The sequence below is a fragment of the Actinoplanes solisilvae genome, assembly GCF_003999975.1.
Lineage (GTDB): Bacteria > Actinomycetota > Actinomycetes > Mycobacteriales > Micromonosporaceae > Actinoplanes > Actinoplanes solisilvae.
Genome location: NZ_RJAC01000001.1, coordinates 265,054 through 287,998 on the forward strand (window position 1 = coordinate 265,054; position 22,945 = coordinate 287,998).

The window sequence follows — 22,945 nt, forward strand, 5'->3', positions numbered from 1 at the left end:
TTTGCCGCTGGTGTTCCGGTGCTGTCGACACAGGGCGGTGGCATGTTTGTGGACGCAGGTGACATAGCGGCCGGGGTAGATGGCAGGGTCGTCGCGGCGCATGAAACGCGGGAGGCGGCGGGCGATGAACCATGCCAACGTGTGGCGGAACTGAAAGAGGGCTTCGGAGCGGGGTTTTGCGTGCCTGACGAGACGGTCAGTCCGTGTCTCCGCGGCGGTTGCGTTTGATCTGTGCTCGGCGTTTCTTCTCGCCGATGCGGCGTTCGACCGAGCCTCGGGTGGGCTTCGTCGCGCGGCGCTGGCGGGGCGGAGGGGCGATGGCCTCGCCGACCCGCATGGCGAGGCGGGCCTCGGCGGCCTCGCGGTTGCGCAGTTGTGAGCGATGCTCGGACGCGGTGATGGTCAAGACGCCGTCGACCAGCCGGTTGCCGAGCCGCTCGACCGCCCGTTCTTTCAGTGCGGGCGACAGCAGATTCGAAGCGAGCAGGTTCCACGACAGCTCGACCCGGGAGTCGGTCGTGTTCACACCCTGCCCACCCGGCCCGCTGGAACGGGAGAAGCGCCAGCTCAGCTCGGCCTCGGGGATCGCCAGGCCGGGCCGGATCAGTACGTCGGCCATGCGGTCCCCCACGCAAGAGCGGGGACGCTGGAGCGTGATAACCGCCACGCGGGCATGATCAGGCGCTTGTTGGCCCGTACGTCGTCCACCACGTCGCCCAGCATGGCACGCGGGCAAGGCACTATGAACGGGTGACGTCACCAAGCGCGCCGGCCGTCGAGACCGGCTATCCGTGGCCCATCCAAACCACGCGCCTCGACAACGGCCTGCGGGTCGTGGTCAGCGAGGACAGGACCGCCCCGGTGGTCTGCGTCAACCTCTGGTACGACGTCGGCTCGCGGCACGAACCCGCGGGTCAGACCGGATTCGCCCATCTGTTCGAGCACCTGATGTTCGAAGGGTCGGCGCACGTCGCCAAGACCGAGCACATGCGCCTCGTGCAGGGCAACGGTGGCTCGCTCAACGCCACCACGAACCCCGACCGCACCAACTATTTCGAGACGATGCCGGCCGAACATCTCGAGCTGGCGCTCTGGCTCGAGGCTGACCGCATGGGTGGTCTGGTGCCGGCGCTCACCCAGGAGACGCTCGACAACCAGCGCGAGGTCGTCAAGAACGAGCGTCGCCAGCGCTACGACAACGTGCCCTACGGCGATGCCTGGCTGCGGCTGCTGGCCCTGCTCTACCCGGTCGGCCACCCTTACCATCACGCCACGATCGGCTCGATGGAAGACCTGAACGCGGCCAGCCTCGACACGTTCAAGGCGTTCCACCAGCAGTATTACGCGCCCAACAACGCCGTTCTGACCGTCGCCGGGGACGCGTCGCCGACCGAGGTGTTCGCGCTCGCCGAGAAGTACTTCGGCCTGCTCGAGCCGATCTCGTCGCTCCCGCCGGCGCCCAGCGCCCACCTGAGTGGGCCGGCCACCACGCCGGTCCGCGAGACGGTCACCGCGGACGTCCCGGCGCCGCGTATCTATCTGTCGCACCGCACCCACCAGTTCGGCACGGCCGGGTACGACGCGATCACCGTGCTCGCCACGGTGCTGGGCAGCGGGCGGGGCAGCCGGCTCTATCAGCGGCTGGCCGACGGCGCCCGCATCGCGCAGCCCGACTACATCGGGTCGTACGGCGTCGATCTGGCCCACGCCCCGGCCCCGCTGATCATCACGGCGACGGCCAAGGACGGGGTCTCGGTCGAGACGCTGGAGGAGGGCCTGTCCGAGGTCGTGGCCAGCCTGGTGACCGAGCCGGTGACCGAGGAGGAGTTGTCGCGGGCCAAGGCACTGCTGACCACCGGGTGGTGGCGGCAGGTGTCCACCGTGGGCGGCCGGGCCGACACGTTGAGCCGTTACACGACCCAGTTCGGCGATCCGAGCGCCGCCGCGTACCGCCTACCGCAGTGGCTCGCGGTCACCGCCGACGACGTGACCGAGGCCGCCGCGTACGCCCTGAAGCCCGAGTCCCGGGTGACGCTGACCTATCTGCCCGAGTCGAACGGGGAATCCGCATGACGCTCATCGCCACTCGCCCCGACCCGGGTGACGCCCGGCCATACACGTTCCCTGACCTGCAGCGGGTGACCGTTTCGGGCGGTACGGTGATCGGCGCGCATCTGCCGGGGCAGGCGCTCGCCAGTGCTCTGCTGCTGCTCGACGCCGGCGCGGCCCGCGAGACCAGCGGACGCGAGGGCACGGCGACCGTCCTGGCCAAATCGCTGGAGGAGGGCACGGCCGAGCGCGACTCCGCGGCGTACGCCATCGCTCTGGAAAGCCTCGGCGCCGAGCTGTCGCCGGGCCTCGACTGGGACACGTTCCGGGTCGGGGTCTCGGCTCCGGTTCCGCAGTTGCTCGGCGCGGTGCGGCTGGCCGCCGAGGCGGTACGCACGCCGCGGCTCGACCCGGCCGACGTCAACCGGGTGCGCGACGACGAAGTGACCGCGTTGCGCATGGACTGGGCCCAGCCCGGTCCGCGCGCCGACGCTGCCCTGCGCGCCGATCTGTTCGGGGCGGGCGAACGGTTCGGCCGTCCGATGCACGGCGACCCGGCGTCGGTGGCCGAGGTGACCGTCGACGACGTGATCGCGTTCCACCGGGCGTGGCTGCGCCGTCCGGGCGTGCTGCTGGTGGCCGGCGATCTCGACACGATCGATCTGAAGGCGCTCGGTGAGGCCGCTTTCGCCGGTACGGGCGGGGAGCCGCTCGCGGCCGAGGCACCGCTGGGCGTGCCCGTGCGCGACCAGCGACGGATCATCCTGGTCGACCGGCCGGGTTCGGTGCAGTCGACGCTGCGCCTCGGGCACCGCGCTCCCGAACGGGCCACGCCCGACTACGTGGCCATGACGCTCTCGGCGACGGTGCTGGGCGGCGCGTTCACGTCGCGGCTCAACCACCTGATCCGCGAGGTCAAGGGCTACACGTACGGCATCCGGGGCTCGTACGCGATGAGCCGTCGCTTCGGTCGTTTCGAGGTGGCCGCCGGGGTGCAGACCGCCGTGACGGTGCCCGCGATCATCGACACGCTCGGCGAGATCGACCGTACGCAGCAGTTCGGTGTGACCGAGGACGAGCTGGCGGTCGCCCGTTCGTGGCGGGCCGGGCAGCTCTCGGTCGAGATGCAGACGCCGGGCTCGATCGTCGGGGCGCTGAGCACGCTGGTCGTTCACGGCCTGCCCGACGACTACTACCCGACGCTGCGCAGCGAATACCTGAACACGACGCTCGCCGACGTGTCCGCCGCCGCGGCGACTCACCTGCGACCGCACGGCCTGACCCTGGTGGTCGAGGGTGACGCGGCGATCATCCGGGACGAACTGGTCGCCGCGAACATCGGCGAGGTGGTCGACGCCCAGGTGTGAGTCACGCCGCTTTCAGGTGATCGACCGTGAGTGCCCGCTAACTTTGCGCTCATGACGATCACCGGGACGCCGTCGACGGTCCGGCCGGGCCGGCGGGTGGGGCGCACTGCGCTTCTCCTGCTCCTGGCCCTGCCGGGCCTGCTGTGGGCGGTCGTCCGGCTGCTGGGCTGGGAGCGGGGGCCGCTCGTGCAGGCGATCGCCTTCACCCCGTACGCGGCTCTGTGGTCCTTGGTGCCGTTGATCTTCGCTGTGGTGGCCCGGCGGTGGCTTGTCGCGGTGATCGCGGGGCTCGCGGTTGCGCTGCTGGCCGTGGCGGTGGTGCCTCGCGCGCTGCCGTTCTGGGATCGAGGGCCGTCTTCCGGCGTTCCGATCACGGTCATGACGGTCAACATGTTCATCGGGGTGGCCTCGCCGGCGGATGTGGTGCGGCTCGTCCGTGAACATGACGTCGCGGTGCTGGCGGTGCAGGAATTCACCCCGCGGGCGGCGGCGGGTCTGAGCGCGGCTGGACTCGACTCGCTGCTGCCGCATCACGCGTTGGCCGACGAGGGCGGCACGACGGGGTCAGGGCTCTACTCGCGTTATCCGATGTCCGGTCAAGGTTCACGGCGTGGCGACGGCGGCGGGCTGCAAGAGGGCAACCTCCAGGCGTACGCGACGATCCAGGCACCCGGTGCGGGCCCGGTCTTCGTCGAATCGGCGCACCCGCTGGCGCCCTACGCCCTGGCCGCCGAGGACGCGTGGCGGGAAGATCTCGCGTCGCTGCCCCGAGCCGATCGCGACGGCATCCCGAAACTGATCCTCGGCGACTTCAACTCCACTCTCGACCATGCGGCCCTGCGAGACGTGATCTCCCACGGCTACCGAGACGCGGGCGCCGCGACGGGCAAGGGCTATCTGGGCACGTGGGGCCCCTACGCCGGCAAGCCGATCCCACCCATCACGCTCGACCACGTTCTGGTGGACAAGCGCATCGGCGTGCGAGATGTCGCAGTGCACCCCGTAAGCGGAAGCGACCACCGAGCCATGATCGCGTCGCTCATCCTGCCCGCATAGACGCCAACCTGGCACTAGCTCACGTGCTCTCGCCCAGCTGGATCAACCCGATCACCCACGATCACCAGGCCGCTATTGCCATATCACTCCTCCACCCAGGGACGAAGCTGATCGTACGTGAGATTGTAATAGTAGAACTCCGCCGCTCCCATTGCCGCCGCCATTCCTACTACCTTGAAGGCAGGGAATTTCACCAACTGACCTCCACAGACCAATCCGACCCCGTCCTGACTACTGGCGGCGGGATCAGTCAGCGTCTGGGACCTCCCAAGACAGATTGCGCAACCCTTCCCATTCATCACCTTGCAGCAGAACCATCTTCACCTCGGTATAACAATCGACGGCTTGGATCCAAACACTCCGAACAGCGCGTCCTGGATGAACGTGGTCGAGATCTTCTTCTGGATCATCAGCCGACAAGCCATCCGCCGGGGCGGCTTCACCAGCTCACCGACCTGATCGGCGCGATCCGCGCGGTCATTGACGGCTACAACGAACGCTGCCAGCCGTTCCGCTGGACCAAGACCACGGCCAGATTCTCGCCCAGGCTCACCACAAGCCTTCGGCCTGATCTCAAGGATCACGCCATTCGCGCGGTTCCCGGTAGGCGTGCCAGCCGTGGAAGAACCAGTCCGCGAGGTCCCGCAGCCGCTCCAGGCAGTCCTGGTAGTAGGGCGCCGGCTCCGGCCGAGGAAAGTTCGGGTGACTGGTCCACTCCGCTACGAAGTGTGAAACGTGGTTAAGCCCTCCGCCATCCAGCGCGACAGATCGTCATGCCCCTCGGGGGGCGACCACCGTGGGTTCGACGCACATTTGCGACGGCACGTTCGAATTTCTCAAGATATTCCTGAACGCGCGGCATGTCCTTATCGTATTCGGCAAGATCACCACTGGACACCACAACCAATCACTCTTTCTCAGTATCCTAGAGCGATCAAATAATCTCGGCGGAAATGCGGCGCGATCGACCCAGGAACCACGGCGTGCTTCGGCATTCCTCGCAACGCCACGAACACGAAGAGCTAAATCACCGCAGGACTTGAGCCAGTGGTAATCATCACATAGTTGGGCACGTCCCCGAGGGAGTCGCCGGGCGCCACTGATGCGAGACACGACCAAGAGAAAGGGCCGGGTCCTTCGTCGCGCGAGTGTCTTAAGGGGACTTCCTGATGGCTTCTCAGGAGGCCACCGGGGCAGGCTCGACGCATGCATCGACATGTGTACGCGCGGGCTGTTTTCGTACTTGCACCTCTGGTCTGGCTGGCCGGCTGGATCATCATGCGGCTCGGCGGCAGCAAGGGGCCCGGCATCGGCTGGAAGTCGGCCCACGTCGTCTGGATCGTCGGGTTCGGGTTGTTCGCTCTCGTGGTGCTGTTGCTGTGGCGGGAGGTCACCGGAGCGGGTGCCGGGCGGCGGATTGCGGCGGGGGCGGCGGGAACCGCGCTCACCGGCGCTGTTCTGATGATCGGGCAGATGGTCGTGGATCTGTGGGCCAGTTTCGGCGCGGCCGACAAAGCAGAGATGAGCGCCCGTACGCGTGACGCCTTCGAGATCCCCGGCCTGGAGCTCGCGCTGTTCGTGCTGGCCCCCGTCCTGCTCTACACCGGTCTGTTCGCGCTGCTGACCGTCCTCGCCGTCCAGCACCGGGTTAGCCCGTGGAGCCCGGCACTGGTCGTCCTGGCCGTCGTGCTGTCGATGGTCGGGCGCGGTGTCGACGGTGTGCGCCTCCTGGAAGGGGTCGGCGCGCTCGCCCTGCTGGCCGCGCTGTTGCCGTTCGCCGGCGAAAGGCAGCGGAAGGAGCAGCTCAGCAGCGTCTGACGGCGTGTCGGCGGTCGGAAGCGGCGAGAGCGGGCGACGGCGCAGGAGCATCGGTGGGGACTGGCGGCCGGTGGTTAGCCTCGCGCCATGACGATCATCAGTGCGCCGAAAGCCGGGCGTGCCGCCGCTCCGCCTCGACGACGACGGAAGGCCGCTGTGACCGTTCTGCTCTGGGTGTTCGTGCTGCCGTTCCTGGGTTGGGCGGTGATTCGCCTCGGTGGGTGGGAACGCAGCCTGGGCGTGCAGTTGGTGGCGTTCACGCCCTATGTCGCGGCCGCCGCGTGGGTTCCGGCGATCGTCGCGCTGGCCGCCCGCCGGTGGAGTGTCGGCGCGGTGGCTCTCGTGATCGCGTTGCTGCTGGCCGCGGCCGTGCTTCCGCGGGCGATCCCGAACGGCGACAAGGGGCCGGCCGACGGCGTGAAGCTGACCGTGATGACGTCGAATCTGCTGTTCGGCGGGGCTGACGCGGCGACGATCGTTCGGCTGGTGAAGGAGCACGATGTTGCCGTGCTGGCCCTGCAGGAGTTCACCAGCGAGGGCAAGGACGCGCTGGCCGCGGCGGGGCTGGGTGAGCTGCTGCCCCATTCGTCCCTGGCGGATGAGCCGGGGGCGTCCGGGTCGGCGGTCTACTCGCGTTATCCGCTGACCGGCGTGGGTGCGAAGAAGAACGGCGGGAGCTTCCGTCAGGCGTACGCCACCGTCGCCGTGCCCGGGGCGGGGCCGGTGCTCGTCGAGTCGGCGCATCCGCTGGCGCCGTGGGGGCGGGCGGTCATGGGGCAGTGGCGCGAAGATGTGCTGGCCCAGCCGCGCGCGGACAGGAGCGGGCCGCCGCGGGTGCTGCTGGGTGACTTCAACTCGACCCTCGATCACACGCCGATGCGTCAGGTGATCTCGACCGGCTACCGGGACGCGGCCGACGTGACCGGCAAGGGGCTGACCGGAACCTGGGGGCCGTACGACGGGGACAAGATCCCGCCCGTCACGATCGATCATGTGCTGGTGGACGAGCGCCTCGGCGTACGGGAGGTCAGCGTGCACGGAATCCCCCGCAGCGACCACCGGGCGATCATCGCCGCTCTCACCGTGCCGGCCGCGCGATGACGGCGACCACGCGGCTGCTGACCGTCGACGACGCCGCTGAGATGGCCGCGGCGCTGAGCGAGAATCGCGAGTTCATGCGCTCGTCCGATCCGTACCGCTCAGCCGGCTATTACACCGAGGACGGGCAGCGGCAGGTGCTCGCCGACCTGCTGCGGCAGCACGAGGCGGGTACCGCGCTCCCCCACGCGATCATCGTGGACGGCCGCCTCGCCGGGCGGATCACGATCACCAACATCGTCCGGGGGCCGTTCCAGTCGGGCAGTCTGGGCTACTGGGTGGACCAATCGGTGAACGGCCGGGGCGTCGCCACCACGGCGGTCGACCAGATCGTCAAACTCGCCTTCGACGAGGGCCTGCACCGCGTCGAGGCCGGCACCCTGGTCGACAACAAGGCCTCGCAACGGGTCCTGGAGAAGAACGGCTTCCAGCGGTACGGGTTGGCGCCGCGCTACCTGCGCATAGCCGGGGCGTGGCGCGACCACGTGCTGTTCCAGCGGCTGGCCGACGATTAATCGCGTGCGCCGCGACCACCGAGGTGTCAGCATCGGCGCATGAGCAGGCAGCAGACGACGACGCCGGAACGTCCCGGCGTTGATGCGTGCTGACCTGACCCAAGCACACAACGGCCCCGGGCGAGATGCCCGCGGCCCGGACATCTCGCCCTTTCTTCAGGGAGAAACGAGATGCACAACAAACTCGGTCGCGAACTCGACCTTTTCGACTCCGACCCGCTGATCGGCGCCGGCCTGCCGTTCTGGCTGCCCGCCGGTGCCGCCGCCCGGCACGCGGTCGAGTCGTATCTGCATGATCTCGAGCGCCGCAACGGATATCAGCACGTCTATTCGCCGTCGCTCGGCAAACGCCAGCTCTTCGAGAAGTCGGGACACTGGCGCAATTTCGCCGACGACATGTTTCCCGCCATGCCTATGGGCGGCGACGAGCTCGTGCTTCGCCCCAGTCTGTGCCCGCACCACGCGCTGATCTTCAAGTCACGCGCCCACTCCTACCGCGACCTGCCTCTGCGCATCGCCGAACTCGGGCCGATGTTCCGGGCCGAGCGCTCCGGCGTGATCGGCGGGCTTTCCCGCGTACGTCAAATTCAGCTGAACGACGCCCACGTGTTCTGCGCCGAGTCGCAGGCCGCCGCCGAGGTGGCCGAAGCGCTGAGGCTGATGCGCGAGGCCCATCACGCGCTGGGCCTGAAAGTGTCGTCGTTCCAGCTCTCGCTGCGCGGCGAGGGCAAGAAGTACGGCGGTGACGAGGAGAGCTGGGCGTCCTCCGAAAGGCTGCTGCGCGAAGCCCTGAGTGGCATCGACTTCGTGGAGGCGCGCGGAGAGGCCGCCTTCTACGGGCCGAAGATCGACGTGCAGGTCGCCGACGCGGCCGGACGCGAGTGGTCCATCGCCACCATTCAGATCGATCGCCACCAGCCGGCCGCGTTCGAGCTCGAATACGCCGACGCGTCCGGCGGCCGATCGCGCCCGGTGATGGTGCACCGAAGCCTCGCCGGGTCGATGGAGCGGCTGTTCGCGCACCTGATCGAGGTGCACGAGGGTGCTTTCCCGCTCTGGTACGCCCCGTCGCAGCTCGCCGTCCTGCCGCTGGCCGACGGGCAGGACGAGGCCGCGAACGCGCTTGTGCGAGCGGCGGTCGGCGCCGGGTTGAGGGCGTCGGCCGTCCGGGAGGGTTCGCTGGGCGCCCGCATCAGGTCGGCCGCCGAGCGCAAGATCCCGTACGTCGGGGTGATCGGCCGACGCGAGGCGCCCGACGGCCTGGTCGCCCTGCGCCACCGTGACGGCAGGCAATGGCCCGCGATGCCCGTCGCCCAGGCCGTCGAACTGATCAGCTCGGAGGCGAGACCCTAGCGTCGACCTCGATCTCGATGCGCATCCTGGGGTCGGCCAGGCCGCACACCATCATGGTGGCGGCCGGGCGGACCTCGCCGAAGGCCCGGCGTAACACCGGCCAGCACGGCTCGAAGTCGGAACGGTCGGGCAGCAGGTAGCGGACCCGCACGACGTCGGCGAGGCTGGAGCCGGCCAGGTACAGGGCGGCCTCGATGTTGCGCAGCGCCTGCTCGGCCTGCTCGACCACGCCCTCGGCGATCTCCATCGTGAGGTAGTCGAAGCCCGTCGTGCCCGAGACGTAGACGCGGTCACCGTCGACCACGGCTCGGGCGTACCCGATCTGCTCCTCGAAGGGAGAACCGCTATCGATTCTCATGGTCGAGCCCATAGGTAAGAGCGTCGACCAGGGCGACCCAACTGGCCTCGACGATGTTCTCGTGCACGCCGACCGTGGTCCAGTCGCGTTCGCCGTCGCCGGTCTCGAGCAGCACCCGGGTGATCGCGTTGGTGCCGTGGCTGCCTTCGAGGATGCGTACCTTGAAGTCGGTCAGCTCGAAGTTCTTGAGGTGTGGGTAGTACTGGGTCAGCGCGGCGCGCAGGGCCTCGTCGAGCGCGTTGACCGGGCCGTTGCCCTCGGCGGTGGCGATCACGCGCTCACCCCGTACACGAACTTTGACTGTGGCCTCGGAAACCACCGAGCCGTCCTCGCGGTGTTCCACCTGCACTCGGTAACTCTCCAGGCTGAACGGGCGGGCGAGACCGCCGTCGCTCAGCTCGTCGCGCACCAGCAGTTCGAACGACGCGTCGGCCGCCTCGAACGACCAGCCGCCCGCCTCCAGGTCTTTGACCCGACGGGTGACGGTGGTGAGCGTGTCCGGATGGCCGGCCAGGTCGATCCCGAGCTCGCGGCTCTTGAGCTCGATACTGGCCCGGCCGGCCATCTCGGTCACCAGGATCCGCATGTCGTTGCCCACCACCGACGGGTCGACGTGGTTGTAGAGCAGCGGATCCACCTTGATCGCACTCGCGTGCAACCCCGCCTTGTGAGCGAAGGCAGCGGCCCCGACGTAGGCCTGGTGGGTGTCGGGGGCGATATTGGCGATCTCGGCGAGCGCGGTCGAGACCCGCGTCGCCTGTTCCAGGCAGCCGTCCGGTAGGACCTGCCGCTGGAGCTTGAGCTGGATGTTGCTGACCGTGGCGAACAGGTCGGCGTTGCCGGGCCGCTCGCCGTAGCCGTTCGCGGTGCACTGGAAGTGCTTGACGCCGGCCTCGACCGCGGCGACGGTGTTGGCCACCGCGCACGAGGTGTCGTTCTGGCAGTGGATGCCGAGCAGGTCGGGGGTGACGCCGGTGCGCTCGACGACCTCGGTGATCGCCTTAGTGATCATCGAGGGGAGCATGCCGCCGTTGGTGTCACACATGACGACCCGCTCGGCGCCGGCCTCGATCGCGGTTTTCACGACCGAGGCCGTGTACGCCGGGTCGTAGCGGAAGCCGTCGAAGAAGTGTTCGCAGTCGACGAAGGCCCGCCGACCGTTGGCGACCAGGTGCCGTACGGTGTCGCGGACCATCGCGAGGTTCTCGTCCCCGGTCGTGCGCAGCGCCCGCTCGACGTGCCGGATGTCGCTCTTGGCGACCACGCAGACGACCGGCGTCTCGGCGTCGAGCAGCGCCTTGACCTGCGGGTCCTCGGCCACGTCGACACCGGCCTTGCGGGTCGCGCCGAAGGCCACCAGCAGCGCGTTCTTGAGCTGCAGCTCGGTGCGGGCGCGGGCGAAGAACTCGGTGTCCTTGGGCATCGCGCCGGGCCAGCCGCCCTCGATGAAGCCGACGCCGAACTCGTCGAGCAGCTTCGCGACCGCCAGCTTGTCGGCGACCGAGTAGCTGATCCCCTCCCGCTGCCCGCCGTCGCGCAACGTGGTGTCGAAGACCTGGTACTCCATGACGCGATCCCCTTCAGAAAGTCGTAGACCAACAAAAAGACCTCCCGCGGATGCGGGAGGTCTGCGCGTCGGCGAAGAGTCAGCCGGCGCGCTAGGTGCGAATAATCAGCACACTGCGGGTCACGTCCCGAAGTGTGCCACGCATACGGTTGTCTGGGACAGGAAAACCACTGGTTGAGACGGCATCCCCCGTCCGGGTGCCCTTTGCGCAAGGTTGAGGGTTATTCATGGCCCACCTTGACCCACCACATGCCGCACATGACCGGCGGGTCTCCACCGCCCTGAATAACCCTCACTGGGTCACAGCGGAAATCGACCGTTGGGGTTACGTTGGGCATCGTGGCTGTCGAACAATTTCCCCGGAATCTCGGCTTCTCGGCGACCTACAACTTCCGCGACGTCGGCGGCTATCGCGGCCTCGACGGGCGCACGGTTCGGTGGCGGCGGCTGTTCCGCTCGGACGCGCTGGGCCGCCTCGGCGAGGACGACGCCGTCGAGTTCGCGGCGCTGGGCGTCAAGACGGTGATCGACCTGCGGCGGCTCTCCGAGGTGCAGCGGTACGGCCGGGTGGCCGAGCACTACGGCGTCGACTACTACAACCTGGTCATCAAGCACGTCGACTGGGAGGAGGTCGAGCACCCCCAAGGCGTGCGGCACGACCGCTGGCTGGCCGACCGCTATCTGAACTTCGCCGAGGACGGGCACGAGGGCCTGCGCGACTCGCTGCGGCTGATCGCCGACCCGGTGACCGCCCCGGTGATCGTGCACTGCATGGCCGGCAAGGACCGCACCGGCACGGTCTGCGCGCTGACGTTGTCGCTGCTCGGGGTCTCCGATTCCGACATCGCCGAAGATTACGGACTGACCACCTCGGCCATGCAGCGGCTCACCGCCTATCTGCTCGAGCACAACCCCGAGGCGGTGCAGGGCAACGAGCACATGTTCGACTCACCGCCCGAGGCGATGCTCATGTTCCTCGCCGACCTGCGCCGCCTGCACGGCTCGGTCGAGAACTTCGTCCGCGACCTGGGTGTCACCGAGGCCGAGATCGCCTCGATGCGCCGCCACCTGCTGGAGAACTAGAGAACCCGGTGGACCCAGCCGAACGGGTCTTCGGCGCGGCCACGCTGGATGTCGGCGAGCTGCTTGTGCAGGGCCATGGTGATCTCACCCGAGCCGCCGTCGGCGATGGTGAATTCGTCGTCGGCGCTCTTCACCTTGCCGATCGGGGTGACCACCGCGGCGGTGCCACAGGCGAAGGCCTCGCGAATGCGGCCCGAGACCGAGCCCTTGTGCCACTCTTCCAGGCTCACCGGGCGTTCCTCGACCCGGCGGCCGTCACGCGTCGCGAGCTTGATGATGGAGTCGCGGGTGATGCCGGGCAGGATCGTGCCGGTCAGCGGTGGGGTCACCAGCGTGCCGTCATCGAGGACGAAGAAGACGTTCATGCCGCCCAGCTCGTCGATGTACTTACGCTCGAGCGCGTCGAGGTAGACGACCTGGTCGCAGCCGTTCTCGATGGCCTCGGCCTGGGCCGACAGACCGGCCGCGTAGTTGCCGCCGCACTTGGCCGCGCCGGTGCCGCCGGGAGCGGCCCGCGTGTAGTCGGGGGTCACCCACACGGAGACCGGCTTCACGCCGCCCGAGAAATAGGGGCCGACGGGTGAGGCGATGACCAGGTAGAGATATTCCATCGACGGGCGCACACCGAGGAAGACCTCACTGGCGTACGCGAAGGGGCGCAGGTAGAGGCTGCTGTCTTCGCCGGTGGGGAGCCAGCTGCGGTCGATCTTGATGATCTGGTGCAGGGACTCGATGAACGTCTCGACGCTGAGCTGCGGCATCGCCATGCGCTGGGCCGACTGGGCGAAACGGATCGCGTTCGCGTCGGGCCGGAACATCGCCACGCCGCCGTCGGGCAGCGTGTAGGCCTTCAGGCCCTCGAAGATCTCTTGCGCGTAGTGGAGCACCGCGGACGCCGGATCCATCGGGATCGGGGCCCGCGCCTCGACGCGAGGCTCATACCAGCCTTTGCCGTCGGCGTAACGGATCGTGACCATGTGGTCGGTGAAGATGCGGCCGAAGCCGGGGTTGTGGAGCAGGGCTGCGCGCTCGGCGTCGCCCACGGGTGCCGGGTTCGGACGGATCTCGAACTCGAGGTTGTCACCACCGCTCATGACAAGTGGACCTGCTTTCTGACGCGAAGATTTAGGCATGCGGAAGCACCCGTAGTGCTTCAAGAATCTACCCCGAACGGTCGTTAAAACAATGACCGCGGGGAGAGGAGCGACCGCTGCCTGAGCGAGGCTCAGAGGGCGGCGGCCACGCGGTCGCCGACTTCGGCGGTACGCAGCGGCGCGCCCACGGTGCGGGACGCGACCTCGGCTGCGACCGCCTCGGATACTCGACGGGCCTCGTCGTGGTGGCCCAGGTGCTCGAGCAGCAGCGAAGCGGAGAGGATGGTGGCCGCCGGGTCGGCGATGCCCTGGCCCGCGATGTCGGGCGCGGAGCCGTGCACCGGCTCGAACGTCGACGGGAACTTGCGCTCCGGGTTGACGGAGCCGCTGGCCGCCATGCCGATGCCGCCGGTCACGGCCGCGGCGATGTCGGTGAGGATGTCACCGAAGAGGTTGTCGGTCACGATCACGTCGTAGCGCTGCGGGTTGCTGACCAGGAACATGCTGGCCGCGTCGACATGCTGGTATTCCGTGGTGACCTCGGGGAACTCGGCCGCGACGGCCTCGAACGTGCGCGCCCACAGGCTGCCGGCCTTGGTGAGCACGTTGGTCTTGTGGACCAGGGTCAGATGGCGGCGCTCGCGGCGCTGGGCGCGGGCGAACGCGTCGCGCACGACCCGCTCGACGCCGTAACGCGTGTTCAGGCTCTCTTCCGTCGCGATCTCGGCGGGGGTGTCGCGGTGCAGGACGCCGCCGGCGCCGACGTAGAGACCCTCGGTGCCCTCGCGGACGACGACCATGTCGATCTCGCCGGGCTTGAGACCGGCGAGCGGGCTGATCGTGCCGGGCCAGAGCTTGGAGGGGCGCAGATTCACGTACTGGTCGAAGTCGAAGCGGAGCTTGAGCAGCAGGCCGCGCTCAAGGACGCCCGGCGGGACGCTGGGGTCGCCGATGGCGCCGAGCAGGATGGCGTCGTGGGCGGCCAGTTCGTCCTCGATGGCCTGGGGCAGCACCTCGCCGGTGCGGTTGTAGAAGCGGGCGCCCAGGTCGTAGTCGTCGAACTCGGTGCCGGGGAGAACGGCCTCAATGACCTTGCGAGCCTGCTCGGTCACCTCAGGGCCGATGCCGTCGCCGGCCACCACCGCAATCCGCGCCACGCTCACGTCTACTCCTCAAGTCGAACCCTCGCGGCCCAGGCTAGCGCCTAGTTCCCGATCTTCGGTACGACGGTCCCACCAAGTGAGCGTTAAGGAGGGCTACCGATGAGTAAGAGCGGGAAAGAGGTCCGGACGCGAACAGCCCCCGTGCCGCGGCAAACGGCAACGGGGGCTGATGCGACGAGTACGCGTGGCTCGGTCCCGCCAGAGTGCGCGCGTCAGCGAGAGGGCGCCGTCACCCGAAGACGGGCCCACCCACGACGGGCGGCACGGACAACGCTAGCGATGCGGACTTATGACGCGCAAGACACCGCACCGCGTGTCTGCCCGCCACGGCCCGGAAATCCGGCGTTCCGCGTGTCGGCGGCACAGATGCCGCATGCCGCGTCCGGTGATGGCACCATGCGCCGGTGAGTTTCGACCTCGTGGTGTGGGCGATGGACAAGTCGGACCTGCCGGACGCCGTGCGGGCCGCCAACGCGCGGTGCGCGCGCGGTGAGCACCCGCAGCGCCCGGCCGATCCGCGCGTCGTCGCCTTTTATGACGCCCTGACCAGTGACTATCCCGACCGCGGCCCGCGTGCCTCGGCGCCCGGCTCGCCGTGGGCCCACGCGCCGCTGCACGCCGCGGCCGACCACATACAGATGCGGCTCGACGAGAACTGCCCCGATCAGGTGCTCGAGACGATCGAGCGGCTGGCCGGCGAGCTCAACCTCGACCTGCTGGACCTGCAGGACGGGACGGTCTACCCGCCGCCGGTGCGGAGCCGTTGAGTCGCAGGTCGACGGCGCTGCCGCGCTCGGCACCGATCTCGCCGGCCACCGTGGAGAGCAGTTCGGCGTCGACCGACGAGTCGACGGTCAGCGTCATCAGCGCCTCGCCGCCGGCCTCGCGCCGGGCCACCTGCATGGCGGCGATGTTGAGCCCGGCCTCGCCCAGCAGGGTGCCGATCGTGCCGACCACGCCGGGCCGGTCGCTGTAGCGGAAGAACAGCAGCACGCCGTCCGCGTTGAGGTCGAGGTCGAAGTCGTCGACCCCGGTCAGCTTGGCCGTCTCGCGGGCGCCGTGCACGGTCAGCGTGCCGGCGACGCTCACCGACCGGCCGTCGGGCAGCGCGCCGCGCACGGTGACCAGGTTGTGGTCGGCCGGTTCGTCGCTGATCACGAGCTCGACCTCGACCCCGCGGTCGGCGGCGAGCTGAGGAGCGTTCACATAGGTCACCCGCTCGTCGACCACCGCCGTGAACAGCCCCTTGGTGGCCGCCAGCCGCAGCACGCCCACGTCGTGCGTGACGATCTCGCCACGCACCTCGACGGCCACGCTCGCGGCCACCTGACCGGCCACCGCGGTGAAGACCTTGCCCAGCTTCTCGGCCAGCGCCAGCAGGGGGCGTACGTCCTCGTCGACCACGCCGCCGGCCTGCACGTTCACGGCGTCGGGCACGAACTCGCCGTCGAGGGCCAGCTTGACGCTGCGGGCCACGGAAAGACCGGCCTTGTCCTGCGCCTCGGCCGTCGACGCGCCCAGGTGCGGTGTGACGACCACGGAGTCGAGCCCGAACAGCGGCGACTCGGTGGTGGGTTCGGTGGCGAAGACGTCGAGGCCCGCGCCGGCCACCCGGCCCTCGCGCAACGCCACGGCCAGGGCCGCCTCGTCGATCAGACCGCCGCGGGCCGCGTTCACGATGCGTACGCCCGGCTTGACCACAGCCAGCTCCTTCTCGCCGATCAGGCCGGTGGTCTCGGGCGTGCGGGGCAGATGCACCGAGATGAAATCGCTCTCGCGCAGCAACTCGTCCAGGCCGACCAGGCGTACGCCCAGTTGCGCGGCTCGGGCGGGCTGCACGTACGGGTCGTACGCGATGAGTCTCGTGCCGAAAGCGGCCATGCGCTGGGCGAAGAGCACCCCGATGCGGCCGAGCCCGACCACCCCGACGGTCTTGCCCTGCACCTCGACACCGACGAAGCGCGACCGCTCCCATCGCCCGTCCTTGAGCGAGGCGGTGGCCGTCGCCGTGTGGCGGGCGACCGCGAGCAGCAGCGCGATCGCCTGCTCGGCGGCCGAAACGATGTTGCTGGTCGGCGCGTTGACCACCAGGACGCCCCGCGCGGTCGCGGCGGCCACGTCGACGTTGTCGAGACCGACCCCGGCCCGGGCCACCACCCGCAGGCTCGTGCCGGCCTCGAGCACCTCGGCGTCGACCCTCGTGGCGCTGCGCACGATGAGCGCGTCGGCCTCGGCGACCTGGGCCAGCAGGGCCGCCCGATCGGTGCCGTCGACGTGGCGTACGTGGTAGTCGTAGGCAAGAACGTCGATGGCGGAGGGCGCTAGCTCCTCGGCGATCAGAACGACGGACGTCACGCGGCAGCCTCCGGGGATCGCGAGGGATCGATCGATGGGATCGTAAGCGCCCGGTCGCCCAGAGTCACGTGACCGCAATCACAGCGGCGCCCCGCTCCACGCCGTGAACAGCGGAAGCGGGGCGCCGGAAAAATCAGGCCGTCTCGGTGATCGGACGGTCGACCCAGCTCATCATGTCGCGCAGCTTCTTGCCGGTGACCTCGATCGGGTGCTGAGCGCCCTGCTCGCGGTACTTGGCCAGCAGCGGGCCGCCGTTCTCGTCGTCCTCGATCAGCTCGCGGGTGAACTGGCCCGACTGGATCTCGGAGAGGATCTTCTTCATCTCCTCCTTGACCCGGCCGTCGATCACGCGCGGACCGCGGGTGTAGTCACCGAACTCGGCCGTGTCCGACACGCTGTAGCGCATGCGGGAGATGCCGCCCTCGTACATGAGGTCGACGATCAGCTTGAGCTCGTGCAGGCACTCGAAGTAGGCGATCTCGGGCGCGTAGCCGGCCTCGGTCAGCACCTCGAAACCGGTCTGCACCAGCGCCGCCGTGCCGCCGCAGAGCACCGCCTGCTCGCCGAAGAGGTCGGTCTCGGTCTCCTCCTTGAAGGTGGTCTTGATGACGCCCGCACGGGTGCCACCGATCGCCTTCGCGTAGGAGAGCGCGAGCGCGAGGCCCTCGCCGGTCGGGTCCTGCTCGACGGCGACCAGACACGGCACGCCCTTGCCGTCGACGTACTGACGGCGGACCAGGTGGCCCGGGCCCTTCGGGGCGACCATCGCGACGGTCACGTCGGCCGGCGGCTTGATCAGCTCGAACCGGATGTTCAGGCCGTGGCCGAAGAACAGCGCCTTGCCGGCCGTCAGGTTCGGGGCGATCGACTCGGTGTAGATCTTGCGCTGCGCGGTGTCCGGCGCCAGCACCATGATCACGTCGGCCCAGGCGGACGCCTCGGCCGGCGTCTTGACCTCGAGGCCCTGCTCCTCGGCCTTGGCGCGGCTCTTCGAGCCCTCCTTCAGGCCGACGACCACCTGGACGCCCGAGTCACGCAGCGACAGCGAGTGGGCGTGGCCCTGGCTGCCGTAGCCGATCACGGCGACCTTCTTGCCCTGGATGATCGACAGGTCGGCGTCGTCGTCGTAGAAAACTTCCGCGGTCATGCTTTCCTCTTCTGCTTGTTACGCGGCGCGGAGCGCCGGGCCGGTCGTGCTTACGCGGCCCGGAGAGCCGGGCCTGTCGTGATGGAGCGAGAACCGCGGCCGATGGCCACGAGGCCCGACTGGACCATCTCCTTGATGCCGTACGGCTCGAGGTCGCGCAGCAACGCATCCAGCTTGTCGGGGTTGCCCGTCGCCTCGATGGTGAGGGTGTCCGGTGCGACGTCGATCACCTTCGCCCGGAACAGCTCGACCGTCTCGAGCACCTGGCTGCGCTGCGCACGATCGGCACGCACCTTGACCAGCAGAAGCTCGCGCTGGACGGACTGACCCGGGTCCAGCTCGACGATCTTCAGGACGTTCACCAGCTTGTTGAGCTGCTTGGTCACCTGCTCCAGGGGTGAGGAGTCGGCGTTGACCACGATCGTGATGCGGGAGACGTCCGGGTTCTCCGTCTCGCCCACCGCAAGGGAGTCGATGTTGAAGCCGCGCCGGGAGAAGAGGCCGCTGACCCGCGCGAGCACGCTCGGCTTGTTCTCGACCAGCACGGACAAGGTGTGCTTATTCATGATCAGAGGTCGTCCTCTTCGAAGGCCGGGCGCACGTCCCGGGCGAACATGATCTCGTCATTGCTCGTGCCGGCCGCGACCATCGGCCAGACCATCGCGTCCTTGCCGACCGTGAAGTCGATGACCACGGGCGCGTCGTTGATCTCCATCGCCTGCTGGATGATCTTGTCGACGTCGTCCTTCGACTCGCAGCGCAGGCCGACGCAGCCCAGCGCCTCGGCCAGCTTCACGAAGTCGGGGATGCGGTGCTTGTGGGTGCCCAGCTCGGTGTTCGAGTAACGGCCCTCGTAGAACAGGGTCTGCCACTGCCGCACCATGCCCAGGTTGCCGTTGTTGATGACGGCGATCTTGACCGGGATGCCCTCGAGCGCGCAGGTGGCCAGCTCCTGATTGGTCATCTGGAAGCAGCCGTCGCCGTCGATCGCCCACACCGCGGTGTCGGGCTTGCCGACCTTGGCGCCCATCGCGGCCGGGACCGCGTAGCCCATGGTTCCGGCGCCGCCCGAGTTCAGCCACGTGCCCGGCTTCTCGTACTTGATGAACTGCGAAGCCCACATCTGGTGCTGGCCGACGCCGGCCACGTAGATCGCGTCGGGGCCGACCAGCTCGCCGATACGTTCGATCACGTACTGCGGGGCCAGGCTGCCGTCGGTCGGCTCGTCGTAGCCCAGCGGGTAGCGCTCGCGCAGGTCGTTCAGCGTCGCCCACCACGGCTCGTACTGCCCGGCGCCCTCGGCCGCGGCGGAGACGGCGGCGATCAGCTCGTCGATCACGTGCCGCGCGTCACCGACGATCGGGACGTCGGCGTGCCGGTTCTTGCCGATCTCGGCCGGGTCGATGTCGGCGTGCACGATCTTGGCGTCCGGCGCGAACGAGTTGAGCTGGCCGGTGACCCGGTCGTCGAAGCGGGCGCCCAGGGTGACCAGCAGGTCGGCCTTCTGCAGCGCGTAGACCGCCGGGACGGTGCCGTGCATGCCGGGCATGCCCAGGTGCTGCGGGTGCGAATCGGGGAACGCGCCGAGCGCCATCAGGGTGGTGACCACCGGGATGCCGGTCAGCTCGGCCAGGCGGCGCAGCCCGTCGGTGGCGCCGGCCTTGAGCACGCCGCCACCGACGTAGAGGACCGGGCGGCGGGACGCGGCGATCAGCCGGGCCGCTTCGCGGATCTGCTTGCCGTGCGGGTGCAGGGTGGGCCGGTAACCGGGCAGGTCGAGCGCCGGCGGCCAGGTGAAGGTGGTCTGCGCCTGCAGCACGTCCTTCGGGATGTCGACCAGGACCGGACCGGGACGACCGGTGGCGGCCAGGTGGAACGCCTCGGCCAGGATGCGCGGGACCTCCTCGGCCGACTGCACCAGGAAGTTGTGCTTCGTGATCGGCAGCGTGATGCCCTGGATGTCGGCCTCCTGGAAGGCGTCCGTACCGATCGAGGGCCGCGCCACCTGGCCGGTGATCGCGACGATCGGGACCGAGTCCATGTAGGCGTCGGCGATCGGGGTGACCAGGTTGGTCGCGCCCGGGCCGCTGGTCGCGATGCAGACGCCGACCTTGCCGGTGGCCTGCGCGTAGCCGGTGGCGGCGTGGCCCGCGCCCTGCTCGTGGCGCACCAGGATGTGCCGGACCTTGGAGTCGTAGAGCGGGTCGTAGGCCGGGAGGATCGCGCCGCCCGGGATGCCGAACGCGACCTCGACCCCGAGCGCCTCGAGCGACCGGACGAGCGCGCCGGCGCCCGACGTCTGAACCGGGGAGGCTACGGCCTGGGTCTGGCCGGCGGCCGCCGCGACGGTGGCCGGGCTGGCTCGGTGAGCGAGAGTCTCGGGAGTGGGTCTCGTCATGGCACTTCTACCCTCTACGAATGGGAGTCAGCTGTATGTGAGCAACAAAAAAGGCCCTCGTGCCGGAAGCACGGGACCTAGCGCACTCTCGCCGCCTGGAAGAGGCGGCACGAGTGCGCTCACATAAGTACTCGGGACGCGAAGCACATGCTGCCAACCTTGCCGCATCTCACGCGGTGAGTCAACTGATCCCACATTTTGATCACTCGGACGACTCACCCGTTGGGGTGCCGAAGCCCGGATCGCTCGGCAGCAACGCTCTGAGCTGCCGCATTCCGGGCCCGAGCATGACGACCTGGCTGCGCGGAGACGCGTCCACAGGGGGCGCCGAACGCGGCGCCGGCGTCGGCCGGGCGCCGCCCTGCCGCAACGTCTGCAACTGCGCCTCGAGATGTTCGGCCGGGACACCCCAGCCGAACAGCGAGCCCTGCCCGAGACGACAGCCCGCCTCCTCGACGACCGCTCGCTGCGCCGGAGTGCCGATGCCCTCGGCGAGCACCTCGAGACCGAGCCGGTGCCCGAGCCGCACCACCACGTCGACCAGCGGCGCCGCCGTTCCCGTACGAGACTCGGGCTCGGCCACCAGCGCGTGATCGATCTTCAGGATGTCGACCGGCAGCGTGCGGAGCTGGCCGAGCGAGGAGTAACCCGCGCCGAAATCGTCGAGCGCGATGCGTACCCCGGTGGCGCGCAGCTCGGCGAGGCGGCTGATCAGCTCTTCCATGTCGGTGGCGACGGCGTGCTCGGTCACCTCGAGCACGAGCCGCTGCGGGGGCACGCCCTGCTGCTCGAGGACCGCGGCGACCTGCCCCGCATAGTCGGCGGCGTGCAGCTCCTTGGGCGAGAGGTTGACCGAGACCCAGACGTCGTGACCCTTGGCCAGCCAGTCGGCGAGCTGGACGCAGGCCTGCTCGAGCACCCACGCGCCGATCCGGTTGATCAGCCCGGACTCCTCGGCCACCGGGATGAACTCGTCGGGCCGCACCGACCCGAGCGTGGGGTGGTGCCAGCGCAGCAGCGCCTCGGCGCCGACCGGCCGCATCGAGGGCAGCGCCACCACCGGTTGGAAGACGAGCCGGAGCTGCTCGCGGTCGATCGCGTGACGCAGCTCGCTCTCCAGCGTGGCCCGCCGGCGCAGCAGTTCGTCGTAGCGGGCCTGATAGCGCTCGACCCGGTTCTTGCCGCGCTGCTTGGCGTAGCGCAGGGCCAGGTCGGCGTCGCGGATCATGTCGCCGGTGTCGGCCACGCCCAGGCTGGCCGAGAGGAAGACCGAACCACCATCGACCTCGTACGGTTCCCCGAGCACGGCGAGCAGCCGGTGAGCCGTGAGCGTCGCCTCGTCGGCCGTGCCGCGCATGAGGATGGCGAACTCGTCGCCGCCGAGCCGGGCGGCCACGTCGCCGTCGAGCAGGTTGCGGCGCAGCCGCTCGCCCACCTCGGTCAGCACGGCGTCGCCCACGTCGTGGCCGCGCATGTCGTTGACCGTCTTGAAGCCGTCGAGGTCGATGCCGACCAGCACCAGGGAGTCGCCGCTGTCGCGTAGCGCCCGCTGCAGCCCGCGGCGGTTGGCCAGGCCGGTCAGCGGGTCGGTGTGGGCCAGCTCGCGGAAGTGCGCCTCACGTGAACGCAGCTCGAGCGTGTAGCGCTTCACGTCTTTGAGCGCGAGGTATTGCCGGCCGACCAGCGCGAAGCCCTCGACGCTGACGGCGAGATAGCCGTAAAGATCGAAATCGCCGCCGCGCCCGAGGTGATAACCGAGCGCCGCGACCATCGCCGTCATGGAGACCACCGCGTACGCCGATCCGCGCTCGGTGACGTGGCCGGCGACCTCGACCGGGCGGTCGGCCACCTTGACCGCGCGGGCGATCACGAAGAGCCCGGCCGGCAGCAGCAGCGCGCCGGTCAGCACGGCGCCGTCCCAGTCCTGGCAGATGCCGCTGGCGATGGCGACCGCGGCGCCGGCGACCAACGTCACCCCGGCGGCCACCCGTACGGTGGTCAGCCGCGGGCGGTGCGCGTGCAGGGCGAGCACGATGGTCAGGCCCAGCGAGATCACCGTGAGACCGGCCGGGACCAGCACCGACGGGCAGGCCATCGGGGTCGCGTCGCCCAGGATGCGGGTCGGCGCGGTGATCAGCACCCAGCCGACGAACCAGATCGACGCCGCGACCACGAGCCCGTCGAGCAGGTGCCGCACGGCCGCCCCCGGGCTTTCGGCCGCGCCCGGCAGCGCGGCTGTGCCGACCAGCAGGGTGAGGATGCCGAGCGCCGTGCCGGCGGCCACCGCCGAGCCCAGGCCCGTGCGCGGCGGGGCCGCGGTGGTGAGAAGCACAGTGAGCACGCCCGCGAGGGCGGCGCCGGTCGCGACCGCACCCCCGGCGGCCAGCAGCAGATGGGCCCGGCGAGCGGCCCCGGTATGACGGCGGCCGGACGCGCCCAGCAGGGCAACGGCCGGGACCGCGACCAGCAGGCTCGCGAGCCCCGCCAGCTCCACGCCGGACGGTGAATGCACGCGAACACTCTG

Annotated in this window: 19 protein-coding genes; 9 read left to right on the top strand and 10 right to left on the bottom strand. The window is 69.4% G+C overall.

Annotation, left to right across the window (positions count from 1 at the left end):
• Nucleotides 1–196: 196 nt before the first annotated feature.
• The gene (gene arfB, locus EER30_RS01280) at nucleotides 197–619 is read right to left on the bottom strand and encodes an alternative ribosome rescue aminoacyl-tRNA hydrolase ArfB (protein WP_127497417.1); all 423 of its coding nucleotides are present in this window, start codon (nucleotides 617–619) and stop codon (nucleotides 197–199) included.
• 131 nt (nucleotides 620–750) lie between these two features.
• On the opposite strand from arfB, the gene EER30_RS01285 reads away from it, so the two are divergent.
• From EER30_RS01285 to thrS, 7 genes are all read left to right on the top strand, one after another.
• Nucleotides 751–2,073: a M16 family metallopeptidase gene (locus EER30_RS01285; protein WP_127497419.1), complete on the top strand. Its 1,323-nt coding sequence runs from the start codon at nucleotides 751–753 to the stop codon at nucleotides 2,071–2,073.
• Nucleotides 2,070–3,416, top strand: a complete 1,347-nt coding sequence (locus EER30_RS01290; RefSeq protein WP_127497421.1) for a M16 family metallopeptidase — start codon at nucleotides 2,070–2,072, stop codon at nucleotides 3,414–3,416. Before EER30_RS01285 ends, EER30_RS01290 begins: the two co-directional genes overlap by 4 nt.
• A gap of 51 nt (nucleotides 3,417–3,467) precedes the next feature.
• Nucleotides 3,468–4,472, top strand: a complete 1,005-nt coding sequence (locus EER30_RS01295) for an endonuclease/exonuclease/phosphatase family protein (RefSeq protein ID WP_127497423.1) — start codon at nucleotides 3,468–3,470, stop codon at nucleotides 4,470–4,472.
• Nucleotides 4,473–5,678: 1,206 nt separating this feature from the next.
• Nucleotides 5,679–6,290 (top strand): hypothetical protein, encoded by a 612-nt coding sequence (locus tag EER30_RS01300; protein WP_127497425.1) that lies wholly within the window; start codon nucleotides 5,679–5,681, stop codon nucleotides 6,288–6,290.
• An 87-nt stretch (nucleotides 6,291–6,377) separates the two neighbouring features.
• Entirely contained in the window at nucleotides 6,378–7,391 is a 1,014-nt protein-coding gene (locus EER30_RS01305; protein WP_127497427.1) for an endonuclease/exonuclease/phosphatase family protein, read from the top strand.
• Nucleotides 7,388–7,903: a GNAT family N-acetyltransferase gene (locus tag EER30_RS01310; protein ID WP_127497429.1), complete on the top strand. Its 516-nt coding sequence runs from the start codon at nucleotides 7,388–7,390 to the stop codon at nucleotides 7,901–7,903. Before EER30_RS01305 ends, EER30_RS01310 begins: the two co-directional genes overlap by 4 nt.
• A 171-nt stretch (nucleotides 7,904–8,074) precedes the next feature.
• Nucleotides 8,075–9,256 carry a threonine--tRNA ligase gene (thrS, locus tag EER30_RS01315; RefSeq protein ID WP_127497430.1) on the top strand — a complete coding sequence of 394 codons (1,182 nt, stop codon included), beginning with the start codon at nucleotides 8,075–8,077 and terminating at the stop codon, nucleotides 9,254–9,256.
• Here the strand turns inward: thrS and EER30_RS01320 are convergent.
• Both EER30_RS01320 and cimA read right to left on the bottom strand, forming a co-directional pair.
• Nucleotides 9,234–9,614, bottom strand: coding sequence for a RidA family protein (locus EER30_RS01320; RefSeq protein ID WP_127497432.1), 381 nt, complete (start codon nucleotides 9,612–9,614; stop codon nucleotides 9,234–9,236). The two genes, thrS and EER30_RS01320, sit on opposite strands and share 23 nt — an antisense overlap.
• Nucleotides 9,601–11,181: a citramalate synthase gene (cimA, locus tag EER30_RS01325; protein ID WP_127497434.1), complete on the bottom strand. Its 1,581-nt coding sequence runs from the start codon at nucleotides 11,179–11,181 to the stop codon at nucleotides 9,601–9,603. Before cimA ends, EER30_RS01320 begins: the two co-directional genes overlap by 14 nt.
• Before the next feature lie 339 nt (nucleotides 11,182–11,520).
• Here cimA and EER30_RS01330 point away from each other — a divergent pair, with 339 nt between their 5' ends.
• On the top strand, nucleotides 11,521–12,264 hold the full coding sequence (locus EER30_RS01330; protein WP_127497436.1) for a tyrosine-protein phosphatase: 744 nt from the start codon (nucleotides 11,521–11,523) through the stop codon (nucleotides 12,262–12,264).
• Here EER30_RS01330 and EER30_RS01335 read toward each other — a convergent pair.
• A complete protein-coding gene (locus tag EER30_RS01335; RefSeq protein ID WP_127497438.1) occupies nucleotides 12,261–13,358 on the bottom strand; it encodes a branched-chain amino acid aminotransferase in 1,098 nt (365 codons plus the stop codon). The genes EER30_RS01330 and EER30_RS01335 overlap by 4 nt on opposite strands.
• A 131-nt stretch (nucleotides 13,359–13,489) precedes the next feature.
• On the bottom strand, nucleotides 13,490–14,521 hold the full coding sequence (locus EER30_RS01340; protein WP_127497440.1) for a 3-isopropylmalate dehydrogenase: 1,032 nt from the start codon (nucleotides 14,519–14,521) through the stop codon (nucleotides 13,490–13,492).
• A 404-nt stretch (nucleotides 14,522–14,925) separates the two neighbouring features.
• On the opposite strand from EER30_RS01340, the gene EER30_RS01345 reads away from it, so the two are divergent.
• Nucleotides 14,926–15,288, top strand: a complete 363-nt coding sequence (locus tag EER30_RS01345) for a hypothetical protein (protein ID WP_127497442.1) — start codon at nucleotides 14,926–14,928, stop codon at nucleotides 15,286–15,288.
• Here EER30_RS01345 and serA read toward each other — a convergent pair.
• The 5 genes from serA to EER30_RS01370 all read right to left on the bottom strand — a co-directional run bounded on the left by serA (nucleotide 15,224) and on the right by EER30_RS01370 (nucleotide 22,933).
• Nucleotides 15,224–16,876: a phosphoglycerate dehydrogenase gene (gene serA, locus EER30_RS01350; protein WP_127497444.1), complete on the bottom strand. Its 1,653-nt coding sequence runs from the start codon at nucleotides 16,874–16,876 to the stop codon at nucleotides 15,224–15,226. The genes EER30_RS01345 and serA overlap by 65 nt on opposite strands.
• Nucleotides 16,877–17,009: 133 nt before the next feature.
• A complete protein-coding gene (gene ilvC, locus EER30_RS01355; RefSeq protein WP_127497446.1) occupies nucleotides 17,010–18,023 on the bottom strand; it encodes a ketol-acid reductoisomerase in 1,014 nt (337 codons plus the stop codon).
• A gap of 50 nt (nucleotides 18,024–18,073) precedes the next feature.
• Nucleotides 18,074–18,589: an acetolactate synthase small subunit gene (gene ilvN, locus EER30_RS01360; protein WP_127497447.1), complete on the bottom strand. Its 516-nt coding sequence runs from the start codon at nucleotides 18,587–18,589 to the stop codon at nucleotides 18,074–18,076.
• 2 nt (nucleotides 18,590–18,591) lie between these two features.
• On the bottom strand, nucleotides 18,592–20,421 hold the full coding sequence (locus tag EER30_RS01365) for an acetolactate synthase large subunit (RefSeq protein WP_127497449.1): 1,830 nt from the start codon (nucleotides 20,419–20,421) through the stop codon (nucleotides 18,592–18,594).
• A gap of 202 nt (nucleotides 20,422–20,623) precedes the next feature.
• The gene (locus EER30_RS01370) at nucleotides 20,624–22,933 is read right to left on the bottom strand and encodes a putative bifunctional diguanylate cyclase/phosphodiesterase (RefSeq protein ID WP_432417490.1); all 2,310 of its coding nucleotides are present in this window, start codon (nucleotides 22,931–22,933) and stop codon (nucleotides 20,624–20,626) included.
• Between the last annotated feature and the right edge of the window lie 12 nt (nucleotides 22,934–22,945).

Excerpts from the sequence above, each read along its gene's own strand:
- arfB (WP_127497417.1), bottom strand. The coding sequence starts at position 619 with ATGGCCGACGTACTGATCCGGCCCGGCCTGGCGATCCCCGAGGCCGAG.
- EER30_RS01290 (WP_127497421.1), top strand. The coding sequence starts at position 2,070 with ATGACGCTCATCGCCACTCGCCCCGACCCGGGTGACGCCCGGCCATAC.
- EER30_RS01295 (WP_127497423.1), top strand. The coding sequence starts at position 3,468 with ATGACGATCACCGGGACGCCGTCGACGGTCCGGCCGGGCCGGCGGGTG.
- EER30_RS01300 (WP_127497425.1), top strand. The coding sequence starts at position 5,679 with ATGCATCGACATGTGTACGCGCGGGCTGTTTTCGTACTTGCACCTCTG.
- EER30_RS01305 (WP_127497427.1), top strand. The coding sequence starts at position 6,378 with ATGACGATCATCAGTGCGCCGAAAGCCGGGCGTGCCGCCGCTCCGCCT.
- EER30_RS01310 (WP_127497429.1), top strand. The coding sequence starts at position 7,388 with ATGACGGCGACCACGCGGCTGCTGACCGTCGACGACGCCGCTGAGATG.
- thrS (WP_127497430.1), top strand. The coding sequence starts at position 8,075 with ATGCACAACAAACTCGGTCGCGAACTCGACCTTTTCGACTCCGACCCG.
- EER30_RS01320 (WP_127497432.1), bottom strand. The coding sequence starts at position 9,614 with ATGAGAATCGATAGCGGTTCTCCCTTCGAGGAGCAGATCGGGTACGCC.
- cimA (WP_127497434.1), bottom strand. The coding sequence starts at position 11,181 with ATGGAGTACCAGGTCTTCGACACCACGTTGCGCGACGGCGGGCAGCGG.
- EER30_RS01335 (WP_127497438.1), bottom strand. The coding sequence starts at position 13,358 with ATGAGCGGTGGTGACAACCTCGAGTTCGAGATCCGTCCGAACCCGGCA.
- ilvC (WP_127497446.1), bottom strand. The coding sequence starts at position 18,023 with ATGACCGCGGAAGTTTTCTACGACGACGACGCCGACCTGTCGATCATC.
- ilvN (WP_127497447.1), bottom strand. The coding sequence starts at position 18,589 with ATGAATAAGCACACCTTGTCCGTGCTGGTCGAGAACAAGCCGAGCGTG.
- EER30_RS01365 (WP_127497449.1), bottom strand. The coding sequence starts at position 20,421 with ATGACGAGACCCACTCCCGAGACTCTCGCTCACCGAGCCAGCCCGGCC.